General features: G+C 46.6%; 23 protein-coding genes and 1 riboswitch. Of the genes, 16 read left to right on the top strand and 7 right to left on the bottom strand.

The window, feature by feature from the left end:
- Window positions 1-21: 21 nt before the first annotated feature.
- Window positions 22-558, top strand: coding sequence for a methylated-DNA--[protein]-cysteine S-methyltransferase (locus tag AB1L17_RS24640; protein ID WP_412847758.1), 537 nt, complete (start codon window positions 22-24; stop codon window positions 556-558).
- Window positions 559-684: 126 nt separating this feature from the next.
- Window positions 685-1,659 carry an amidase domain-containing protein gene (locus AB1L17_RS24635; protein WP_412847757.1) on the top strand — a complete coding sequence of 325 codons (975 nt, stop codon included), beginning with the start codon at window positions 685-687 and terminating at the stop codon, window positions 1,657-1,659.
- Between the two features lie 18 nt (window positions 1,660-1,677).
- On the opposite strand, the gene AB1L17_RS24630 is transcribed toward AB1L17_RS24635, so the two are convergent.
- The gene (locus AB1L17_RS24630) at window positions 1,678-2,385 is read right to left on the bottom strand and encodes a ferric reductase-like transmembrane domain-containing protein (protein ID WP_412847756.1); all 708 of its coding nucleotides are present in this window, start codon (window positions 2,383-2,385) and stop codon (window positions 1,678-1,680) included.
- A 139-nt stretch (window positions 2,386-2,524) separates the two neighbouring features.
- On the opposite strand from AB1L17_RS24630, the gene trmL reads away from it, so the two are divergent.
- The 3 genes from trmL (at window position 2,525) to AB1L17_RS24615 (ending at window position 4,566) form a co-directional block, all read left to right on the top strand.
- Window positions 2,525-2,995, top strand: coding sequence for a tRNA (uridine(34)/cytosine(34)/5-carboxymethylaminomethyluridine(34)-2'-O)-methyltransferase TrmL (gene trmL, locus AB1L17_RS24625; protein WP_412847755.1), 471 nt, complete (start codon window positions 2,525-2,527; stop codon window positions 2,993-2,995).
- A 25-nt stretch (window positions 2,996-3,020) separates the two neighbouring features.
- Entirely contained in the window at window positions 3,021-3,746 is a 726-nt protein-coding gene (locus AB1L17_RS24620) for an HAD family hydrolase (protein WP_412847754.1), read from the top strand.
- A gap of 145 nt (window positions 3,747-3,891) precedes the next feature.
- Window positions 3,892-4,566 (top strand): hypothetical protein, encoded by a 675-nt coding sequence (locus AB1L17_RS24615; protein ID WP_412847753.1) that lies wholly within the window; start codon window positions 3,892-3,894, stop codon window positions 4,564-4,566.
- Window positions 4,567-4,805: 239 nt separating this feature from the next.
- Here AB1L17_RS24615 and AB1L17_RS24610 read toward each other — a convergent pair whose 3' ends face one another.
- The gene (locus tag AB1L17_RS24610) at window positions 4,806-5,006 is read right to left on the bottom strand and encodes a hypothetical protein (protein WP_412847752.1); all 201 of its coding nucleotides are present in this window, start codon (window positions 5,004-5,006) and stop codon (window positions 4,806-4,808) included.
- Between the two features lie 360 nt (window positions 5,007-5,366).
- Here AB1L17_RS24610 and AB1L17_RS24605 point away from each other — a divergent pair, with 360 nt between their 5' ends.
- The 3 genes from AB1L17_RS24605 to AB1L17_RS24595 all read left to right on the top strand — a co-directional run bounded on the left by AB1L17_RS24605 (window position 5,367) and on the right by AB1L17_RS24595 (window position 8,852).
- Window positions 5,367-7,265: an ATP-dependent protease PrkA gene (locus tag AB1L17_RS24605; protein WP_412847751.1), complete on the top strand. Its 1,899-nt coding sequence runs from the start codon at window positions 5,367-5,369 to the stop codon at window positions 7,263-7,265.
- A 55-nt stretch (window positions 7,266-7,320) separates the two neighbouring features.
- Window positions 7,321-8,478: a sporulation protein YhbH gene (gene yhbH / locus AB1L17_RS24600; protein WP_412847750.1), complete on the top strand. Its 1,158-nt coding sequence runs from the start codon at window positions 7,321-7,323 to the stop codon at window positions 8,476-8,478.
- An 86-nt stretch (window positions 8,479-8,564) separates the two neighbouring features.
- Window positions 8,565-8,852, top strand: coding sequence for a YiaA/YiaB family inner membrane protein (locus AB1L17_RS24595; protein WP_412847749.1), 288 nt, complete (start codon window positions 8,565-8,567; stop codon window positions 8,850-8,852).
- A 49-nt stretch (window positions 8,853-8,901) separates the two neighbouring features.
- Here the strand turns inward: AB1L17_RS24595 and AB1L17_RS24590 are convergent, their stop codons facing one another.
- The 4 genes from AB1L17_RS24590 to AB1L17_RS24575 form a co-directional block, all read right to left on the bottom strand.
- On the bottom strand, window positions 8,902-9,903 hold the full coding sequence (locus AB1L17_RS24590) for a hypothetical protein (RefSeq protein WP_412847748.1): 1,002 nt from the start codon (window positions 9,901-9,903) through the stop codon (window positions 8,902-8,904).
- Between the two features lie 432 nt (window positions 9,904-10,335).
- Window positions 10,336-11,388, bottom strand: a complete 1,053-nt coding sequence (locus AB1L17_RS24585; RefSeq protein ID WP_412847747.1) for an alpha/beta fold hydrolase — start codon at window positions 11,386-11,388, stop codon at window positions 10,336-10,338.
- Between the two features lie 110 nt (window positions 11,389-11,498).
- Window positions 11,499-12,971: a methyl-accepting chemotaxis protein gene (locus tag AB1L17_RS24580; protein ID WP_412847746.1), complete on the bottom strand. Its 1,473-nt coding sequence runs from the start codon at window positions 12,969-12,971 to the stop codon at window positions 11,499-11,501.
- A 1-nt stretch (window position 12,972) separates the two neighbouring features.
- Window positions 12,973-13,527, bottom strand: coding sequence for a GNAT family N-acetyltransferase (locus tag AB1L17_RS24575; RefSeq protein ID WP_412847745.1), 555 nt, complete (start codon window positions 13,525-13,527; stop codon window positions 12,973-12,975).
- Window positions 13,528-13,721: 194 nt separating this feature from the next.
- Window positions 13,722-13,805: riboswitch (cyclic di-GMP riboswitch) on the bottom strand.
- 191 nt (window positions 13,806-13,996) lie between these two features.
- Between AB1L17_RS24575 and AB1L17_RS24570 the strand changes: the two genes are divergently transcribed.
- From AB1L17_RS24570 to AB1L17_RS24550, 5 genes are all read left to right on the top strand, one after another.
- Complete coding sequence (locus tag AB1L17_RS24570) at window positions 13,997-14,179, top strand: hypothetical protein (protein ID WP_412847744.1); 183 nt, start codon at window positions 13,997-13,999, stop codon at window positions 14,177-14,179.
- A gap of 123 nt (window positions 14,180-14,302) precedes the next feature.
- A complete protein-coding gene (locus tag AB1L17_RS24565; RefSeq protein WP_412847743.1) occupies window positions 14,303-15,010 on the top strand; it encodes a DNA alkylation repair protein in 708 nt (235 codons plus the stop codon).
- Window positions 15,011-15,169: 159 nt separating this feature from the next.
- On the top strand, window positions 15,170-15,946 hold the full coding sequence (locus AB1L17_RS24560; protein WP_412847742.1) for an amino acid ABC transporter substrate-binding protein: 777 nt from the start codon (window positions 15,170-15,172) through the stop codon (window positions 15,944-15,946).
- Window positions 15,947-16,018: 72 nt separating this feature from the next.
- Complete coding sequence (locus tag AB1L17_RS24555) at window positions 16,019-16,678, top strand: amino acid ABC transporter permease (RefSeq protein WP_412847741.1); 660 nt, start codon at window positions 16,019-16,021, stop codon at window positions 16,676-16,678.
- A gap of 14 nt (window positions 16,679-16,692) precedes the next feature.
- The gene (locus AB1L17_RS24550; RefSeq protein WP_412847740.1) at window positions 16,693-17,439 is read left to right on the top strand and encodes an amino acid ABC transporter ATP-binding protein; all 747 of its coding nucleotides are present in this window, start codon (window positions 16,693-16,695) and stop codon (window positions 17,437-17,439) included.
- Between the two features lie 63 nt (window positions 17,440-17,502).
- On the opposite strand, the gene AB1L17_RS24545 is transcribed toward AB1L17_RS24550, so the two are convergent.
- On the bottom strand, window positions 17,503-17,766 hold the full coding sequence (locus tag AB1L17_RS24545; protein ID WP_412847739.1) for a KTSC domain-containing protein: 264 nt from the start codon (window positions 17,764-17,766) through the stop codon (window positions 17,503-17,505).
- 470 nt (window positions 17,767-18,236) lie between these two features.
- On the opposite strand from AB1L17_RS24545, the gene AB1L17_RS24540 reads away from it, so the two are divergent.
- From AB1L17_RS24540 to AB1L17_RS24530, 3 genes are all read left to right on the top strand, one after another.
- A complete protein-coding gene (locus AB1L17_RS24540) occupies window positions 18,237-18,563 on the top strand; it encodes a PadR family transcriptional regulator (RefSeq protein ID WP_412847738.1) in 327 nt (108 codons plus the stop codon).
- Complete coding sequence (locus AB1L17_RS24535; protein ID WP_412847737.1) at window positions 18,556-19,323, top strand: VanZ family protein; 768 nt, start codon at window positions 18,556-18,558, stop codon at window positions 19,321-19,323. Before AB1L17_RS24540 ends, AB1L17_RS24535 begins: the two co-directional genes overlap by 8 nt.
- A gap of 82 nt (window positions 19,324-19,405) precedes the next feature.
- Window positions 19,406-21,700: a glycoside hydrolase gene (locus tag AB1L17_RS24530; protein ID WP_412847736.1), complete on the top strand. Its 2,295-nt coding sequence runs from the start codon at window positions 19,406-19,408 to the stop codon at window positions 21,698-21,700.
- Window positions 21,701-21,730: the final 30 nt, after the last annotated feature.

Here is a 21,730-nt window from a genome sequence, read left to right as displayed (position 1 = left end):
ATGAGAGAGGGAGGACGTTAAATGGCAAAGGAATTAGGCTATACCATGATGGATTCACCGATTGGACCATTGCTCTTGGCTTCTACAGAAGAAGGGCTCTGCTACATTCAGTTTGCCAATGAACAAGACGGATTGGCGCCGCTAGTGCGCTGGTGCAAAAAAACGTTCTTAGGGATTACTCCAACACGCAATGACGTGATCAATGAGCCTGTCAAAATACAGTTGGAAGAGTATTTTGCAGGCAAGCGCAAGACGTTTGATGTTCCAACCGTGTTGTACGGGACTCCCTTTCAAAAATCTGTATGGAATGAGCTGTCGAACATCCCCTATGGCGAAACTCGTTCTTACAAAGATATCGCCTTGGCGATCGGAGCGGCGAAGGCTGTTCGGGCCATTGGCGGTGCGAACAATCGCAATCCGATTCCTGTCATCATTCCGTGCCATCGTGTCATTGGCTCGAACGGTGCCTTGGTCGGATACGGCGGGGGCTTGTCTATTAAAGAATATTTGCTATCCATGGAAGAAGGACCGCTTTTTGCTCACGCTTCTTCCAAATAAGCTGTCCGGTCGCTCGGACGGCTTTTCTTTTTCTTCTGAATGCTTCACGAACGACATATTCTTCATTGAGATGCACGGTTCAATAGTCTATGTCGAGGCCTTGGAGGCGGAGAGGAGGAGCGGAAAATGGAGTGGCGTGAATTTGTTCAACGATACTTCCAAGCAGTTCATCAGTCATCGATAGACGGAAAGTACGAGCGGCTGCTGCCTTATTATTACGAAGGGGAGTCTGGCGTACAGGAAGAATGGGCCCGATTGAACCGGGAGAAGCTGCTAGCTGAAGAGCGAGGAGTCAAACGAGTGGCAGTCCAAGGACAAGTAACGCCCATGTGTTGGGTAGATACTAGTGCGACTATGGAAATAACGGTCCAATGGCAGGAAAATAAAACACTGGAGATCAAGCATACCAAGTATAAAGAGGCAAACAGGCGATTGATCCAGCTCCAGTTGCGCAAAACGAATGGAAAGTGGTCGATTATTGGGGCGAGAGAGTCGAACGGTGATCAAAAGTTGGTGGTAGAGGAAGAGGAGGAGGAGGAGCCTCTCATCATTGTCTCAGGCGTTGAGGATGCCATTGATCAGCCCATGCTGGTTGTACATGGAGCGGGAGGCTACAATGCGGCCAATGCTGTCGCTTATGCGGAACGCTATTGGAATACGACGAATCCGGTTTATCCCCGTTTTACGGATGACTGTACCAATTTTATCTCGCAATGCTTACACGCGGGTGGAATCCCTATGCTGATGTCGAAAGAGATGGGCAAGGGCTGGTGGATTCGCACGGGAAAAGGTTCCTCGTGGAGCTATAGCTGGACGGTAGCGCATAGCCTGTATTTGCTTTTGAAATCGGGTGGGCCGCCTATGCGGGCGGTAACGAAAAGCTCCGCGGCGGAATTGGTGCCAGGCGATATCATTTGCTATGATTTTAACGGGGATGGAAGATACCAGCACAATACGATTGTCGTTGCGAAGGACGCGAATCAGATGCCGTTGGTCAATGCCCATACGACGGACAGCAGCATGCGGTATTGGGCATATGAGGATTCTACCGCCTATACGCCCAAGATGCGCTATGCCTTCTTTCATATAAGAGGCGTGTAGCCTACAAAAAGGATTTCGTCACCGCTTGCGAAAAAAAGCTCTCCGAATAAAAGAGAAGCTGCGAACCATCCAAATCAGTACAGCGAAAACGAGCATGTCTGAAAAGCTATGCGGCTGTCCTTTAATGGATTGGATGTAGATCAATCCATGGAACAAGACTATCACAAAAAGCCAAGGATTGGCGAGATGAAGCCTTTTCCAACTGGAGCCACCCAGCCATTTTTCTGCGCGTGAAGATGAGGTCAGCAATAGGGCCAACATAATGAAAAAAGCGAGAAGCCCCAGGTAGTTCGCAACGCCTGAGAGGGTCCAGTTGGGAGATGGCCACATGGTTGGGTCAGAGGAAGCTAGAAAAAACAGACCGAGCCATCCATCAGCCTTGTCAAATCTGTTGTCATGAATGATCATCAGCCGGGGCTCACCTTGAAAAAGGACGAGCACGAGAACGACGTGCAACAATCCAGTAATTCCTGCCCATATGCCGATATCTCTGCGAATGGACAAGCTGACAGTCGTCCAGCGAGCAGGGAACCAGGACTGAAGAGGACCAATCAATAAGGTCAGGCCAATTAAAATAAATGAGAGATACCCAAGAATCATGCTCCATGTTTCCATGGAAGGGAACGCAGAAAAATCAGCCCACATCACACGCGCGCCTACCAATAACAACAGCAAGATGCTCACATGTACAACAAGGCGCTTTCCAAAAGAAATGGATGTCCCCATCTAATCGTCACTCCTTCGCTAGTCAAAAGATTTCTGATTAGATGCACCAGGCACTCCATTTGTTACAGAAGCTGGGCACGGTGGTATAATAGGACGAGTACACGTATCAAGTTCGCCATTCACAAGGAGATTTGCATATATGCCGTTACATATTGTTTTGCATGAGCCGCTCATTCCTGCCAACACGGGAAATATCGCCCGTTCATGTGCAGCGACGGGAGCTCATCTGCATTTGATTCATCCACTAGGATTTTCAACGGACGATCGTTACCTGAAGCGGGCTGGTCTCGATTACTGGCATGCGGTTAACGTCCACCATCATGAGAGCTTCGAGCATTTTGCCGCAGCACAAGGCGAAGGAGCGGGCACCTTTTATTTTGTAGAGACCTGGGGAGAAACACTTTACACGGATGTTTCTTTCCGGGATGGCGACTACATTATTTTAGGCAAGGAGACGACGGGATTGCCAGAAGAGCTGACCGCAAAATACCGGGATCAGACCATTCGTATCCCGATGAGCGGTGCGACCCGTTCTGTGAACCTGTCTAATTGTGCTGCCATCGTCTTGTTTGAGGGACTTCGCCAGCTAGGTTTTCCATCGCTTTCGTAAGGCATTTGGGAGGGAGAGATCGATTATGACTGTGAACACCATCCTGTTTGATTTGGACGGTACGTTATTAGAGATGCAAACAGAATCCTTTGTCAAAAGTTACTTGGTTGAAGTAGGGCGTCATGTTGGAGACAAGTACGATAACGAAAAGCTGTTGGCGTTGATCTGGGAAGCGACCAAGGCAATGATTATGAGCCAAGAGCCTGACAAGACGAATGAGCAAGTCTTTATCGAATACTTTACTGCGCACAGTGAGTGGGATCGAGAAGAAGTATGGCCGCTGTTCGATTCCTTTTATCGCGATGTATTTCCGACACTTTCTCACCTGACGTATCCATCGCCTTGGGCAAAGCAAATTATAGCAGCCGCCAAAGAACAAGGATTTCGGGTAGCCGTTGCGACGAATCCTGTTTTCCCGCGTGATGCGATTCACCATCGCCTCGCTTGGATTGGGATGTCTCCGGAGGAATTCGAGCTGGTTACTGTTTACGAGGAATCGCACTTCACGAAGCCGAATCCCGGATATTTCAAAGAGATTTGCCAAAAGATCGGTGTAGAACCGACAGACTGTGTCATGGTGGGCAATCACATGCAGGAGGACATGGTCGCGTCCAAGCTGGGGATGAAGACGTTTTTGGTAACGAATTGGATGGAAGACCGCGGAGAACCACAATATCAGGTAGATCAGCGCGGATCATTGGAGGAGCTGTTTACGGCGCTTTCTGAAAGAAGCGGTGTTTTTTCGCGCTAAGAAATGATCCTCAAAGCGTATAAGCGAAGCAGGCAGTCCTTTGTAAAAAATGGGCAAGCCTGCTTTTTCACATACTTTTCCCAAATTTATCAGGTAGTCTAGGGATGTACGGCTATGTTTTACATAATAAAGGAGGATATCCCGCATGAAAAAAATCGTTTCGTCTCTCGTGATGGCTACATTGCTATTTAGCGGAGTCTCTGTGGTGGCAGCAACGGATACAGCAAAAGACATCACGGTAAAGCAGACAAAAGCAGAAAAAGCTGAGCAACGTTTGGCAAAATGGCAAGCTGCTGCAATCAAGCTGGGAATTGATCATAACGGAAAAACGGTTGAAGAGCTGAAAGCAGCTGTTTTGGCTGCAAAAGCAGCGAAAAAAGAAGAAAACCAAGCAAAATTGAACGAAAAGGCTGCCAAGTGGGGTGTAGAAACCACTGACAAAAAGAATAAGGAAGTAAAAGCAGCGATTAAAGATGCGAAAGCGAAAGCGGAAGCAGAAAAGGCAGCGAAAAAAGCCGAAAAGGAAGCCAAAAAGCAGGAACAGCTTGCGAAGCTGGTAGATAAAGCAGAGAAGCTGGGCGTGGAGACCACAGGAAAAACGGTGAAGGAAGTAAAAGCAGCCATCAAGGATGCAAAAACTGCAAAGAAAGCAGAAAATGCTGAGCAACAGGCAGCGAAAGAAGCGAAGAAGCAAGAACAGCTCGCGAGCCTGAACGAAAAGGCAGCCAAGTGGGGCGTTGACACCACAGGTAAGACCGCAAAAGAAATCAAGGCTGAAATCGAGCTGAAGAAAGCAGAAAAGAAAGAGAATAAGAAATAACGAGAAAACAAAAAAAGCAGGTTGCCCACAGTAGGCAGCCTGCTTTTTTCCCTGGCTGATCCTTACAGATTCCAGGTTTTGTCCTCGTTGTATCCCGCTGTCAGACAGAAAAACACAAAAGCTCCTAAGACCAACGCTACGATAAATGTACCCACGTTTGACAGCTCCTTTCGTAAACAAACTACTCCCATTATAGCGTAGCCTGCCCACTTTGCAAACGAATTAAAGCTGTTGCTTCCTTAAGTGAGGGACAGTTTTCGATAGTCAATCACCTGTTTTATAAAGGCACTGAGAGCAATCGATACACTCAGTATTTCTCCCGTATCGATTTCCATGCCTGTCACCGATTGGTAAATAAAAATGGAAAGGATCACCAAGGACGCGATACCGGTCAAATAAAGTCCTTTTTTCACTTGAATGCGTTCCACTTGTGTGTTCATGTCATTTTCCTCCAGTTATGTTTTCGCCAATCGCATTGGCATCTGAATGTGTTGTCTTATGTATGTATTTTAGCGTGGCGTTGGGCTTACAAACTATCGAATCAGCTTACAGATCCACGCACTTAACCTTACAATTCCGTAATCTTCCAAGCTCTAGAAAAGCAGGGTGCCGTATTTTTTGTGGCAAGATTGCTGAAACTTGTGCTCCTCTCTCGCATACACATATGTAAAGGCTGTAAGAGCCTGTTGGCAACCGGAGAAAACGGCTTGCACGTGAATGCGTGACCGCAGGCGGACATATACATGAGAGTACATTGTCGTTGGGAAGAGAGAGGGGCTTAAGAGGGAGGAGTGTCGAACATGGACATTTTAAAACGGATCGCTGAGCACCGGGCCCGCGAAGAAAACCTGATGTGGAGAGGAACATTCGCCGAATATTTGCAACTGGTACGTAAAAATCCGCAAATTGCCCAGACGGCTCATTCACGCGTCTACAACATGATTAAGAATGCGGGGGTCGAAGAAAACGAGGACGGCACACGTTCGTATCAATTTTTTAGTCGAGAAATCTTCGGACTGGATCGTTCTATTGAGCGCCTAGTGGAGGAATATTTCCACTCGGCTGCGCGTCGTCTGGATGTACGAAAACGCATCTTGCTCTTGATGGGGCCTGTCAGTGGCGGTAAGTCTACGCTCGTCACGATGCTCAAGCGAGGACTGGAAGAGTATTCGCGGACTGACGCCGGAGCGATTTATGCTTTGGATGGTTGCCCGATGCAGGAAGAGCCTCTCCATCTCATTCCCCATGAGCTGCGTGCCGAGGTGGAAGAAGAGCTGGGAATCAAGATTGAAGGAGAATTGACGCCATATAACCGGATGAGGTTGGAGACCGAATACGGAGGATGCATCGAAGATTTCCCTATTCGCCGGATTTTGTTCTCAGAAGCCAATCGTGTCGGGATCGGTACGTTTAGTCCATCTGATCCGAAGTCACAGGATATTGCCGATCTGACAGGGAGCATCGACTTCTCGACGATTACCAAGTACGGCTCTGAGTCTGACCCTCGCGCCTATCGCTTTGATGGTGAGCTGAACAAAGCCAATCGCGGATTGATGGAATTCCAGGAAATGCTGAAGTGCGACGAGAAGTTTTTGTGGCATCTCCTGTCGTTGACCCAAGAAGGAAACTTCAAGGCAGGTCGTTTTGCCCTCATTTCTGCTGATGAGTTAATTGTTGCGCATACGAACGAATCTGAGTACAAGTCATTCATCGCGAATAAGAAAAACGAGGCACTGCAATCACGGATTATCGTCATGCCGATGCCGTATAATCTGCGTGTCAGTGACGAAGAAAAAATATATTCGAAATTAATCAAGCAATCCGACCTGGGACATGTGCATATTGCACCGCACGCGCTCCGGTCAGCGGCCGTTTTTTCCATTCTGACCCGCCTGAAAGAATCGAAAAAACAAGGGGCCGATCTGCTGAAAAAAATGAGGCTGTATGACGGAGAATCCGTGGAAGGCTTCAAGGGAGCCGATCTGGAGGAGCTGCGCAACGAGCATGCGGATGAAGGGATGGCCGGTATTGATCCTCGTTATGTCATCAATCGTATCTCCAGTGCGCTGATCCGCCGAGACACTGAGTGCATCAATGCGCTTGATATTCTTCGCGCGCTGAAGGAAGGCTTCGATCAGCATCCGTCCATCACCAAGGAGCAGCGGGAACGCTATATGAACTTTATCTCCATCGCTCGCAAGGAATATGACGAGCTGGCGAAAAAAGAAGTGCAGAAGGCATTTGTCTACAGCTACGAAGAGTCGGCGAAAACGCTCATGGATAACTATTTGGATAATGTTGAGGCTTATTGCAATATGAACAAAATCCGTGACCCCGTTACAGGCGAGGAGATGGATCCAGATGAGCGCCTGATGCGTTCCATTGAGGAGCAAATCGGTATCTCGGAAAATGCGAAGCGGGCCTTCCGTGAAGAAATTCTCATTCGTATTTCGGCCTATGCGCGCAAAGGGAAGCGGTTTGACTACAGCACGCACGATCGCCTGCGAGAAGCCATCGAGAAGAAGCTGTTTGCCGATCTGAAGGATGTTGTCAAGATCACGACCTCGAACAAAACGCCGGATGAACATCAGCTCAAGAAGATTAATGAAGTCACCAAGCGACTTATCGAAGAGCATCACTATTGCCCGGTTTGCGCAAATGAGCTGCTTCGTTACGTAGGAAGTTTGTTAAATAGATGACAGAGTCACACTTTATATTCGGCGCAGATTGCGCCAGTTACTAGGAGGAGACGGCATGGAAGATGGGTCATCGTTCATTGTCTCCCGGGAAGACTGGTCGCTGCACCGCAAAGGGTACCAGGACCAAAATCGACACCAGGAAAAAGTGAAAGAAGCGATCAAAAAAAATCTGCCCGATCTCGTCAGCGAAGAGAACATCATCATGTCGAATGGTCGGGAAGTCATTAAGATCCCTATTCGCTCCCTGGATGAATACCGATTGCGTTTTAACTTCCAAAAGGGAAAACATGGCGGTCAAGGTAAGGGCAATAGTAAAGTAGGGGATGTCGTCGCCCGTGACGGGGATCCTGCACAAGGACCGGGAAAAGGGCAGGGAGCGGGCGACCAGCCAGGCGTGGACTACTACGAGGCCGAAATCAGCGTCGAAGAATTGCAGGAGATGCTTTTCGCCGAGCTGGAGCTCCCGAATCTTCAACAAAAAGACGAAGAACAAATCGTCGTGGAAGAGACGCGGTTTAATGATGTTAGAAAAAAAGGCTTGATGGGCAACATCGATAAAAAGCGGACGCTGATTGCAGCCATTCGCCGAAACGCGCTGGCAGGCTACAGTGATTTGGAGCTGGGTATCACAGACGACGACCTGCGCTTCAAGACGTGGGAAGAAATTATTAAGCCTCATTCCAATGCTGTCATTATTGCGATGATGGATACATCCGGATCGATGGGCGTGTTTGAGAAATACATTGCCCGCAGCTTTTTCTTCTGGATGGTTCGTTTTCTGCGCACCAAGTACGAAAAGGTCGAGATCGTCTTTATCGCTCACCATACGGATGCGAAGGAAGTAACGGAGGACACCTTTTTCTCCAAGGGGGAAAGCGGAGGGACGATCTGCTCCTCTGCCTACAAGAAAGCGTTGGAGATCATCGATAGTCGCTATCCGACATCACAGTACAACATCTATCCATTCCATTTTTCCGATGGCGACAACCTCACGTCTGACAATGAGCGTTGCGTGAAGCTGGTGAAAGAGCTCATGGAGAGATGCAACATGTTCGGTTATGGGGAAGTGAATCAGTATAATAGACACAGCACCCTCATGTCAGCGTATCGTCACATCAAGGAACCGAAGTTCATGCATTGCGTCATTCGGGAAAAAGGCGAGGTATACAAGGCGTTGCGAACCTTCTTTGGCAAAAAAGAAGCGGTGACGTAATCCATGGAGGCAGCCGGGCGAGCAATCGTCCGGTTGACTTCTGCATATGCATGTTAACACTTGAACAAAATGTGAGGGGGGTTACTATGTATCCACAAAAGCATCGTATGCGTAACACGAGTGCCTTCACTTTCCTGGCTTATTTTACTTTAGGTGCAGGCGTACTGCTATTTTCCATCGGGTTATACAATGCGAGCGGTCTTCAGCTTCATGAGAAGGGGTACTATATCGCATGCATGCTTCTTGTAGCTGTTGGAGCTATTTTGACGCAAAAAGTAGTGAGAGATAATGCAGAGGATAAAGCAATCATTGAAGAGCAAGAAAGAGAATTTAACTTGAAGGTATCGAAAGCAGAGAAAGATACGACAAAATAGTTTTCAATTTAGGAACCGTTACATGAAAGGAACCAGTGACCAAAGCCCCCTATTCAACTGGTTTGTCATTTCTCTTCAGGACAAGTTTCACTGTCGGAATAGTTTCCGCCATATCTGTCCCCCCCGTTGTTGCTACCGTATGACGAGTGTTTAGTCCGGATGTTTTTTCATCTGCCGCTAAAACCGTATTTTTATTACCCACTGAACAATTATCAAGATCAAAATATTTACTAATCTCCAAAGCCCCCAGCGATTTTGTGCTGGAGAGCAGAACCGAAAGCCCATGCTCATCCTTCAAAATGGCCTTGTTATGAACCACCGCTGCGTGTTGCCAAAAAGCTGAGATCGATTCCCCGGTGGCTTCCGCGATCAACTGCAAATTACCACCTGCTTTTATCGCTGCCGCAAGCGCATTCACCTGTTCCGGATCATGAAGGGGATCGAATCCTAAGGCGTTAATGATGTAGACGTCATCAAATAATTGGTTGTCCTCTTTTGTATACGTCATAAGTGTTTTGGAGTCGCCCAACTTAAAGTTTTTTAATTTTTCTAATTCCTCTTCTATCCGTTGCCGATCGTCTGGATGAAGAACTTCCAGCAACTCATTTGCTCCGCTAGCTCCTTTTTTTACTTTTAGAAGTTGTTTTACGTATGCAGCGGCGGCACTTTTATTCTTTTTCACAACCCCTTTAAACCAGTTTCGCTTCTCATCTTCTTTGATGGTTTTCGGATACTGAATGGACAGGGTTTCCTGCATAATCTCGATGATCCTATCCCAGCTTGGACCATCGAGATCGGAGAGAAGCACGTCTGAGATAATCATATGACCGGTATCAAAATTAATGATTTGATCCGGTGTCCCCTCGTCTTCTTCCTTCTTCTCTTTTGGCTGCATAAGCGTGGTGGCCTGCGTCCCTGAAGCTAAATTACCGATCTTTTTGCATTGGATGATATCCCCCGCCCTAATAGCAGGATCTTTTACATTAGAACGTATGGAGCTCGATACTGAATTTGCGTTTGTGTATATGGATTTCAAATATTTCGCGGTCATCTGATTACCGAGTGTCTTCTGAAGTTGTACAATGCTAGGGGAAAAATTAGACGGAGTAGAGGAGCGTTGGCTTGGCGACCGCAGTTCGGACAAAGAAGATAGAGGCGACGTTGGAAGCCTGAGCTTTTGGTGAGAACTCTCTGGTATATAGCTTCGCAAATTTGCACCATCCTTTACCAGTAAGTAGGATAGGAACTTATTCGTCGAAAAAGTAAATCATTCCTGCTCCTAAAGCGCCCGCCGTCCCCAACGCCGTTCGAAAGCATAGTGGAAAGAAAATCTCCAATATCCTTCGAAATTACCGGAATTGTTATGGAAGGGATACGATATCGTATGCATGCTTCTTGTAGCAGTCGGAGCCATTTTGACTAGCATCGTTACATATTTAGGGATAGCAGATAAAACAAGACCATGATTGAAAAACCGTCAGGGCTATACCCTGACGGTTTTTCGAATGAGCTGCAAAAACTCCTCTGCGTTCTCGATGTGAGGAGCGTGCCCGACATTTTCCATGACGATCTCCTGATAGGAGCCACCTGCTAGCTGGTATTGCTCCAGTACATGGCGAATTTGCGAGACCATCGGTTGAGGGGGATACTCTGCTTCTCCCGGCCATCCGGGCACATAGCCGAGCTTGCCCAATGTTCCAAAATCAGCAAGCGACTGATCCGAGATAATGGCGTCATCTTCACCGCGAATCCATACAATCGGACACTTTGGCTCTATTTGAACAATGCCGGACAAATTTACGTATTTAGGGGAGATCGCATTATTAATCCCTGTCGTTCCGGGACCGACACCAGGCCAATCGGTTACGTATTCAAATGCTCCGGGGTAAAAGCAGTCTCCAGTCCTCGTGGAGAGTATCGCATTCACATAACGGTCTTCCTGCTCTGGGGTAACTCGGAACGGGGGCTTGAAATAAAGCTGATTCATAACATTACGCGGGCTGGAAGGGGATTCATCGCCTATATCCTTGGCTGCTATCCTTTTGACCAGCTCAGCGTTGGCTGCTCCTCCGCCCGATCCAGCGAAGCTGCTGTAGCACGGGGTGCCAGATACATCCTTGGTTCCACCAAAGCCATAAGGAGACATAGGAGCGACTAAGGTCAAGGAGCGAACTTCCTGCGGGTAATCGATGGCATACTGCATCACAATCCCTCCGCCAAGCGACCAACCTGCTAGATGAACGGGTGTTGGCAAGTCCAATGCCTGAATAAACGAATGCAGGTCATCTGACCAATCTCGCAAACCGCGTGTCGCATCGATTGGCAATGCTTCACTTGCTCCATAGCCACGCATATCAGGAGCATACACACGATACTGATCACACAGAGCTGCGATGGTATCGTCCCAGAACAAATTGGCTGAAGCATTCCCGTGAATAAGGAGCAGCGGTTCTCCTTCGGGTGTGCCTGCTGTCAGATAGGAAACAAGCAGGCGATCGGTCTGAATGGTTTTCGTTTCGATACGTGCATCCATCATGACGTGCCTCCTTCCATTGTAGAGGATTAACTATCAGAATATTTACATTATATATCCACTTAGTTACAAAAAGGAAAAAAACCGCCTTTTGATAGGCGGTTGCTGGAATGCTACATATGGAGGCCACGCATTTGCTGTTCGATTTTCTCAAAGCCGCCAGATACCTTGACGACCTCGTCTTTTTGTTCGGAAACGAGAACAAGCACTTCTTCCAAACTTTCTTTGTTCTTGTCGGTAATATCTGCGTTGACTTCTACTTTTGCGCCAACTTCCTGGATCATGCTGTGGACATGAATGATGAACTCTTGCAGGTTTTTCGTTTTATCCGCGAAGTTTTGCATGTAGTTGTCCACATTGGTGAACATTTCTTGTACTTCGAGGATGCCTTCGCTATTTTTCTCAAAGGAAGTTTGCGACTCGGAAATCATATCCGATACGAGCTTCATTTTTTCGCGAATGGTCATGAGCAGGCTCGAAATCGATTCAGAGGATAGCTTGGAGGACTCAGCCAGCTTGCGTACTTCATCCGCTACGACAGCAAAGCCTCGGCCATGTTCACCTGCACGCGATGCTTCAATCGTGGCATTGAGTGCCAACAGATTGGTTTGCGCAGAAATCTCGGAAATGGTTTGAATGATTTTCCCAATCGATTCGGTTTCTTTATTGAGCTCTTGGATTAGCTGGTTCGTACCTTGGATGTCCTTGATGAAGCGTTCAAAGTCATTGCCGATGTTACCGATGCGTTTGCCGCTCTCATTAGTGGCTTCTTTGGTCGATTCTACGTACTCATGCATCTCCGTAACAGAGCGGGTCATGTCCTCAACTTGCAGATTCGTCGAGCTCATTTCCCGACGCAGCTCGTCCGTATTGCTGGTCTGGATCGTAAAGGACTGCATAATATCTTGCAGGGAAGCGACTGTTTCCACAGCACGAACGTTCACGCCATCCGTCACCTTATTCAAATTCTCTTGATAGTCTTGCATAGAGCTAAGTGATTCATTGATCTTATCCAGAACACGTTGCAACGATTCCTTCGAGGCAATCGCTTCTTGCTTTTGTTGCTCGCTTTCTTGCTGCAATCTGTTATTGAATACAGCATGCATCATGCTCGTGACAGATACAAAGCAGAACGTGAGCAGGAAGTACATCAGATCAAGGTTGGATGTCGAATGGAAAATCGTTTCTCGCTGTGTCAGGAAGTAGTAAGAGACAATACCCAATGTCGTTACAATCGTCAAAATATTGATGAGTCGGTCTTGATAAATCCCCATGACTGCTACAAAGAACATAATGGTCATGATGTTGATCATATGCGGGTCTAGTCCCACTACGATGAACATGAAGATCCCGATTACAGCGAAGTTGAAAAACTTCATGAAGGGCGCTGCTTTTTCACGGAAGCTCGGACGATTGGAGATGTAAGTAAACGGTGCTAGCACACCATACAAAATACCTAATACGGTTAGAACGAACGTGTACGGAACACCTAAAAAGAGGTTTAAGACCTGAACAACGGTAATAATACTTGCGAATACGATAACGACCCAATTGTTTCTTCTTCTCAACAGGTCAATGTTATCCATGTTACCCACCTACCTCGACTTTTACTTGGTTGGATGACGACGAATTGTACCAGGAATATTTGGGATCGTGCTTATTATCATAGACATCTTTTAGATGGAAGAGGGTCGGAATGGCATCGGCCCCTTTGTAAAAGACGATATCTCTGGTCTGAGTTGCCTTTACTTGATATTTCTTGTTAATGAACGTAAAAAAAGTCGGATCTGCTACACCGATTGCGTGGGTATAACCATGCTTTTCAGCGTAATCTATCATCAGGCAAATTCCTTTTTGCCCTAGTTGTCCGCGGTATTTCGGCAAAACAGCGAGACTGTCTACCTCCATTACTTTCATATCTGCTGTAACAACATCCTGAAAAAGTGATTTCATATAAGCACTTGATTTGGAAAAGGGTGTCATCTCAAATGTTCCACCTGCTTCACCATCTTCAGCGATTAAGAGGAACAGAGCAGAGCCTTCTTTTGCGTACTCCATTTCGAAGCCCATGCTTGTCCAGACTGCTTCTTTGATTTCATGAAACTTTGCTAAATCTTGTACGGTTTCTACTTGTTTGTACATAACTTCTCCACTCCATCATTTTCTCTGATTGAACCATGTTGTGTATGTTTGACGTCTCAAAAGTTATGTTTTACTATCCGTTATGAAAATGAAAATGCTTTCATCCTCCTTTCAAAAAAGTAAACACAAAAAAAGGCCGTTCCATACGTAATGGAACAACCGAAGCTACCAACATCGAAAAAATGGTCTCATGATGTGGCAACCCGGCTATCATGGTCAAAGACTGTAGACCCGTGGTTTTGCGTCGCCACCTTTCGATGACTTTGCCTTTTGCAATAGTTAGCAAAATTTGTAAATTGATGTCGAATTTTGCTATATATAATTATGCAAAATATAAGCCAAAAGAAATATCCTTGTCAAGTTTTGGTAGGAAAAAGTAACCAATTGTTCATAATGTATTTTCATGCAAATCACCCGTAACAAAAATTTTCCAACTGTCCGATAACTAGAAGGAATAGGAGGGGATTTCATGAAGGAAGTAAAAACGATTCAATTTTTCTTTTCCGGTGGCGAAACGATAAGCATCGAAACGACAGAACCGGAAGAAATTATTCAAATGGTCGCCAATCAGAACGACGGATGGCTTCAATATGATGATGTTGTCATCAACGTCAGAAATGTTTCGTATATCAAAGTGCGCAGCGCCGCGTAAGGATAGGAATTGCGCGTCAAGCTCTTCAGGAAAAAGCTCTCCCGATGTGTGGAGGGTTTTTTCGTGTTGGTAGTAGCGACCGCTGGTTATCCTATTAAATAGAAGAAAAAGGAGGGTGGCAAGATGACGTTGGAAGAAGTTATGCAGAAGCTCGAAGCAATGGGGACAGAGCAGACGAAAAAAACGTACTTGCGGCATGGGGCTAAAGAGCCTTTGTTTGGCGTTCGAGTCGGTGATATGAAAAAGCTGGTCAAAGAGGTAAAGCGTGATCAGCAGCTTGTCCAGGCGCTATATGATACAGGAAACTACGATGCCATGTATTTGGCCGGATTGACGGTTGACCCGAAGAGCATGACAAAAGAGCGGCTGCAGGCTTGGGTCAAGGCAGCCTCTTGGTACGCGCCCGCCGAATACACGGTTGCGAGTGTAGCTGCTGAGAGTCATTATGCGATGGAGCTGGCACGGGAATGGATAGATTCAAAAGATGAGATCATAGCTACAGGTGGGTGGAATACGTATTCGAACTACCTGTCAATTACCCCAGATGAACAGCTAGACAAAGAAGAAATCAAGCGGCTGCTCATGAAAGTGAAGGAGATGATTCACGAGGAACGTAATCGCGTACGGTACACCATGAATCAATTCGTTATTTCGGTAGGCGCGTATGTACCGGACCTTCATCAGGAAGCGCTAGAGGTGGCCGCAGCGATCGGCAAAGTGCATGTGGACGTTGGACAGACAGCGTGCAAGGTTCCTTTGGCTACGGAATATATCAAAAAGATAGAGGAACGAGGGAGTGTCGGAAAAAAGAAAAAGACGTGCATCTGTTAACCCGCATTTTTGTTGTTCAACTGGAGCATATTTCTAGGGTGCTTTTGTTTACTAAAGTATCGACTATTCCTTGCTAATGTGCTATCATGATACCTTGTTAACGTATTACCACTTTATCAGAGTAAAATATAGAGTAGTATGAACGAGGGGGAAATCACGATGAAAAAGATAGCATGGATGTCATTGTTGTTGAGCGCGATGGTTTCATTGGTAGTTGGCTGTTCCAGTGCAAATACTGGCGCAGACGCTAACAAACTGATCATTGGCATTGATGATAAGTTCGCACCAATGGGCTTCCGCGATGAGAAGAATGAGATAGTCGGCTTTGATATTGACTATGCACGTGCGGCTGGCGAAAAAATGGGGAAACAAGTGGAGTTCCAACCAATTGACTGGAGTTCGAAAGAGTCTGAACTAAACAGTGGACGTATTGACCTGATCTGGAATGGATATACGATTACGGATGAAAGAAAAGGGAAGGTTCTCTTTACCAAGCCGTATCTGAAAAACGCGCAGGTAGTCGTCACTATGGCAAATAGCAACATAGCAAAGCTGTCAGACTTGGCTGGCAAAACGGTTGGATTACAAAAGCTGTCATCCGCAGCAGATGCCGTAAATGCGAATGATATGAAAAATCAGGTCAAATCGATTACAGAGTATCCTGATAATGTACTGGCATTGAGCGATATGAAGATTGGACGCGTGGAAGCAGTCGTCATCGACCAGATTGTAGCCGATTATTACATGGCAAAAGAACCAGGAACCTTTAAGCTTCTGGAAGAATCGCTTGCACCTGAGGAATATGGAGTGGGCGTCAAAAAAGGTAACGAGGCGTTATTGAACGAACTGCAAAAAGCGCTGGATGCAATGAATCAGGATGGAACAGCAGCGAAAATATCGGAAAAATGGTTTGGCGAAAATCGCGTGTTGAAATAAACAATAGAAACGATGGCTTCGCCGAATGATTGGCGAAGCCACGCTTTATTATAAGGATTAGGAGCATACCGTATGAGCTTAGACTATATTATCTCCATTACCTTGCCGATGCTAGAAGGGGCGCAGATGACAGTGCTGCTGTTCTTCATTGCGATTCTGGCATCTATACCATTGGGATTTCTTATTACGTTAATGGCGAATAGCAGCAATAAAGGGCTGTCTTGGTTCGCGCACACCTATGTGTATGTCATGCGTGGAACGCCTCTGTTATTACAGCTATTGTTTTTTGTCTTTGGTCTCCCCCTCTTGCCAGTGGTGGGAGAATACTTGGTTATGGATCGCTTCGTGGCCGCATGCCTCGGCTTTGTGCTGAACTACGCAGCGTATTTCGCGGAGATTTTCCGTGGGGGATTGCTGTCGATTGACAAAGGACAGTACGAGGCAGCGCAGGTCCTCGGCTTTAGCAAATGGCAGACAACCAACAAGATTATTTTGCCGCAAATGTTTCGCGTGGCTTTGCCTGCGGTCGCAAATGAATCGATTACGCTCGTGAAGGACACAGCATTGCTCTATGCAGTTGCTGTCCCTGAATTACTTCACTTTGCACAAACAGCCGTGAATCGCGATTTTACAATCGTTCCGTTTTTTATTGCCGGAATCATTTATTTGTTGATGACGCTATTATTGACGTTGTTTTTTAAGTGGCTGGAGAAAAGGTTCAAATTCGAATAAAGGGCTGGCGCTATATGGACATTATTCAAGTATCCAATCTTAAGAAATCGTTTGGTAATCAAGAAGTATTGCGAAATGTCTCGTTTTCGGTGAGGAAGAACGAAGTCGTGGCAGTAATCGGGCCATCTGGCTCCGGTAAAAGCACGATGCTGCGGAGCTTGGTCAATCTTGAGCAGGTGAATGGTGGCAGCATCCGTGTGCAGGATGATTATTTGGTGAAGGACGGTGTTTATGCCAGCAGCCAGGACATCAAGCAGATCACGTCGAGAATGGGAATGGTCTTTCAGCATTTCAATCTGTTCCCTCATCTGACGGTGAAGGAGAATCTGGAGATCGCACCTAGAGTGGTCAAAGGCGAGGCGACAGAGGACATCCATCGCAAGAGTGCAGAGCTCTTGGAAAAGGTCGGCCTGTCTGATAAGGCAGACGCATATCCGGCCAAGCTCTCAGGCGGACAGAAGCAGCGTGTGGCGATTGCCAGAGCACTGATGATGAATCCGCAAATCTTGTTGTTTGATGAGCCTACGTCTGCGCTCGATCCCGAACTGACTGGTGAGGTCCTGCAAGTGATCAAGCAGCTTGCCCAGGAGCATATGACGATGATGGTTGTAACGCATGAGATGGGCTTCGCGCGAGAGGTGGCGAACCAAATCATGTTTATGGACAACGGGGAATTCGTAGAGTCTGGTACACCCGAGCAATTGTTTACAAACGCCCAATTTGAGCGGACAAAGTCGTTTTTGCATCGTGCATTAAAATAGATACGGAAAAATTGCAAATGCCCTCAGTGTCGAGCCGATCTGAGGGCATTTCGTTTATCCAGGCTACATTACCTGATAGCTCAAGTACCGTTTGCTAATGAACGAATGAAAATGATCGCTGAACGAGTCAGCATTCAAAAACGCATTGTAAGCGTAAGGAGTGACCCGACAGTAAACGACCTCTCGTCCATCGTGAAAACGGATGTAGAGGTGGCTTGCGGACAGATCGTAGCGAGTAGCTTTGATCAATTTCGATTCCAGTTCCTTGTATGTAATCTCTTGGGGGTCATTCTGACGGGGCAGAAATTGGCGGAAAAAAGATCTCAATTTACGTGCAAACTCCTTTATCAAAAAATCGGTTATCTATTTCTACGAGTCTTCATTTTACGCAAAAATTTGTATTCGGAATACAAAAATAGCACACCGATTGCAAAATAGGCTAAGAGAACCGTATTCAGAACGATCGTTGGAAAGTCGGCAAGCATGTAAGTTCCTCCTGTTAGAGAGAATGAAGTCACAAATAGGTTGTAACCTGCTCCAAAAAAGTGAAAATCTTCTTTTCGATTCGTTCTATGGGCCTATAATCTGGTTGTGTTTAGAAAAGAATGATCATCCGAAAGTATGTCGACTCATGAAAAAACTTGTCGAACATAGTCTATATTACCTATTTTATGGTTGTCAATAAATACATAGAATCAAAAACTATTACGATTCATTAATTTCCTTCGTTACATACCTTGTATCACGAGGTATTATGTGATACTCTCTAGGCATGTCTTGTGAAGGGAGCTGCTTTTGTGAATAAGGAGTTATTGAAAGGAAGCATCGATCTCCTGCTTCTCTCGCTGATCGCACAGAAAGATCAGTACGGCTATGAGTTAGCCAAAAAGATTCGTGATAAAAGCGATGAACTGTACGAGATCGGTGAAGGCACGCTATATCCTGCACTAAAGCGATTGGAGACGCAAAAGGCAGTGGAATCTTACTGGGGGGAAGCCAACGAAGGCGGACGCCGTAAATATTACCGGATCACCAAGACAGGCCAGGGCCTTCTTCAGGACAAGATGAAGGATTGGCAGAGCTTAAGCAGACTCATTATGCTTTGCAATGAGGGAAGTGAGTAAACGAATGAAGCTGGAAGAGTACGCAGAGCAGCTTGTCAGTCGCTTGCCTTGTTCCAAATGGGAAAAGCAGGATGTCAAAGATGAGCTGATGGATCATCTGAACAGCACGAAGAGTGAGCTGGTGGAGGAGGGCTATGAAGAACAGGAAGCCGTTTCTCTGACCATTCAACGATTCGGGCCGACGGGTGCAATTAGCCGGCAGCTGTCTGAATCGATGCCGCTTATCGATAAATACATCCGTAAATGCCTCATGGTCTTATTCTGGATGTATGTATCCGTCCTCAGCTATTACTTGCTGCTGTCGCTTGATCGATGGGAAAGCAGAGCTCGTATGCTTGAATGGAAGGAAAGGATGCTTGCTTATGGCGTCCCGCAGTATAGTGAGCCTTTTCTCAATACGAAACTATTTCAGACGTTGGTGGATTACGTATACCATTATGACAGATACAATGTCGATATATTGGTGTTCAATTTGGCAGGAAATGTCATCTTGTTCGTGCCGCTTGGGCTGCTGGTGCCGCTAGTGTTCTTCAGGTTCCAAAACATTCATCGTGTGTTTTTTCTCACGCTTGCAGTCAGTCTGCTCATTGAAATATTGCAGCTAATGCTTTCGTTAGGTAGCTTTGATGTCGATGATCTGCTGCTTAATGTAGTTGGGGGCCTGATTGGCTATGGGATGTTTCGCGTAGGGGCGGCCGTAATCTATAGGCGACGGAAAAGCAGCAAATTTGATGACGATTTGTCCGCCACATCGCCGTAGCAGGACCGAGCTCGCACCCATTTTTTTTTACATATGTACATCGTAATGCGATATACATAGTTATTCGATTTAGGAGGATTTCATGAAACGAACAGTGATTTTACTCATCGTTTTTGCGCTCATGCTTCAAGTAGTCGTTGGTTGTGAGAGCAATGCTGCTACCGGGCAGGTGCAGACGAAGCAGCACGCAGATTTTACTTTTGATGTGAAGCCAGAGACTTTTGAAGTATTCATCGAGAGAGACGGAGTGAAGGAAAGTGCTTCTGAGCCGATGCCTGCGCGTAAAGTAACGAATGTACAAAAAGGGGAGCAGGAGATCGCCTGGAGCTACCCAGACGATAAGCTGGATGTCTTGATCAGGAAGAATGACGATCACTTGCAGATCACTTTGACCTCGACAGGAGCAGAGAGCTTTTCCTGGCCGACGGTGAAAGGATCAAGCTATACTCTGCCTTTGGGAGAGGGGAAATGGATTCCTGCTGATGACAGCAAGTGGCAGTCATTTTTAAAGGAAGAGAGTCTTAGCTTTGCCGAGTCTTTCTCCATGCGCTTTTTCGCTGTGAATAAGAGCAAGTACGCGCTGATGTATGTCGTAGACAACTTGTTTAACAACACGGTTGATTTTGCTGTTGATCCGACGATTCGCTTTACGTTCTCGCATGAGTTCCCCACAATCAATCCGGACAAGACCTACGGGTTTCGCTTGTATGTGACAGACAATGATCCGGTCAGCATAGCGGGCGTGTACAAAGCTTATATCAAGGAACAAGGAGAGCTGCTAACCCTGGCTGAAAAAGCCAAAGCGAATCCGAATGTCGAAAAGCTGTACGGTGCTCCCCATTTTTACTTGTGGAACAAGAGCTTTCTATCTGTTCATGATGTGAAATGGAATGCGTTGAAGACGAAGCTGAATGAGAGCTTCATCGGGTGGCTGGAGCAGATCCTGGCTGGCAACGGAGAGGATGGAAAAGAAAGCATCCAGCAATTCCGGGAGATTCACAAGCAGGATTACGTCGCGGATTATCAAAAGAAAGCCATCATCAACGGACTCAATTATGTTTTGCGTTCGCGAGAGTTTTACAACCCGAAGCTCTTTACGAACGTCGATGGGAAGGCAAAAGAACTGATCGGAAAAGGGATTGACTCGTTGACTGAATCACAGCTGTACGACTTGAACAAAAGGCTGCTGAAAAGTGTGCTTAAGGATGTCGTTCCCCCGGTAGAAGAGTGGGGAAATGCCGACTCTACTGAGTTGCTAAAAGAAATGAAAGCAGCAGGAATCGACCAGGCATGGATCGGTCTGCCGGATTGGACTGCGGCCTACATGAAGCCGGAATTTATTCAACAGGCGAACGATACAGGCTATTTGATCGCCAGCTACGATTCCTACCATTCCATTCACAAGGAAGAAAATCCAGAATGGAACACGGCGATTTTCAAGGATAAAAGCTTGTATGAGAATGCGACGATTACGAAGAAAAATGGAGAAAAGAAGGCAGGGTTCCTACAACAAGGAAGATTGCTCAATCCGACCTTGTCGCTGCCTAGCGTGAAGCAGCGTATGGATGAAATCATGAGCAACGATGTGGCATTCAACTCGTGGTTTATCGACGTGGATGCAGCAGGAGATTTTAACGATGACTACACGCCGGAGCACACAACGACAGAAGCACAGGATATGCAGGCGAAGCTTAAGAGAATGGACTACATTCGCGATGAAAAAAATCTGGTCATTGGCTCTGAGACGGGCAACGACTTCGCCAGCCAAAGTATCGCTTTTGCCCACGGGATTGAGACGCCTGTTATCAAATGGGCAGATCCTGATATGCGTAAAAACAAGCAAAGCCCGTATTACGTAGGAGGCTACTGGTCCCCGGCGGGTGAGATTCCAGAGCGCTACACCAAGCAGGTTCCGCTCAAGGAAGAGTATCGCCATGTCTACATTGATCCGGCGTACTCTTTGCCACTGTACAAGCTGGTTTACAATAACTCCGTGATTACGAGCCATCACTGGGAGTGGGGCAGTCTGAAGATCAAGGGAGAAGTCGGAACCCGCATGCTGAAGGAGCTGCTTTACAATGTTCCACCGCTGTATCATTTGGATAAAAAGATGTGGGATGCAAAGCAAGCGTTGATCACGAACTATTTGAAGGTGTGGTCTCCCTTCCACAAAAAAGCGGTGCAGCAAGAGATGACCGATTATCGAGTATTATCCGAAGACAGGCTCGTGCAGAAGTCGGTTTACGGGGATGATCTGCAAGTGATCGCCAATTTCTCTGAGAAAGATTTCACGTACGAGGATCAAGTGGTGAAGGCCAGATCAGCTCTGATCATCGATGGTAACGATAGAAAGGCATTCCTTGCACCAGCTCAGTAAGGGTCATATGAAAAAAGCTGTCCGCGAATC

This window comes from Brevibacillus jepli (assembly GCF_047229145.1).
Taxonomy (GTDB): domain Bacteria; phylum Bacillota; class Bacilli; order Brevibacillales; family Brevibacillaceae; genus Brevibacillus.
This window is presented reverse-complemented; position numbering and strand designations above follow the sequence as displayed.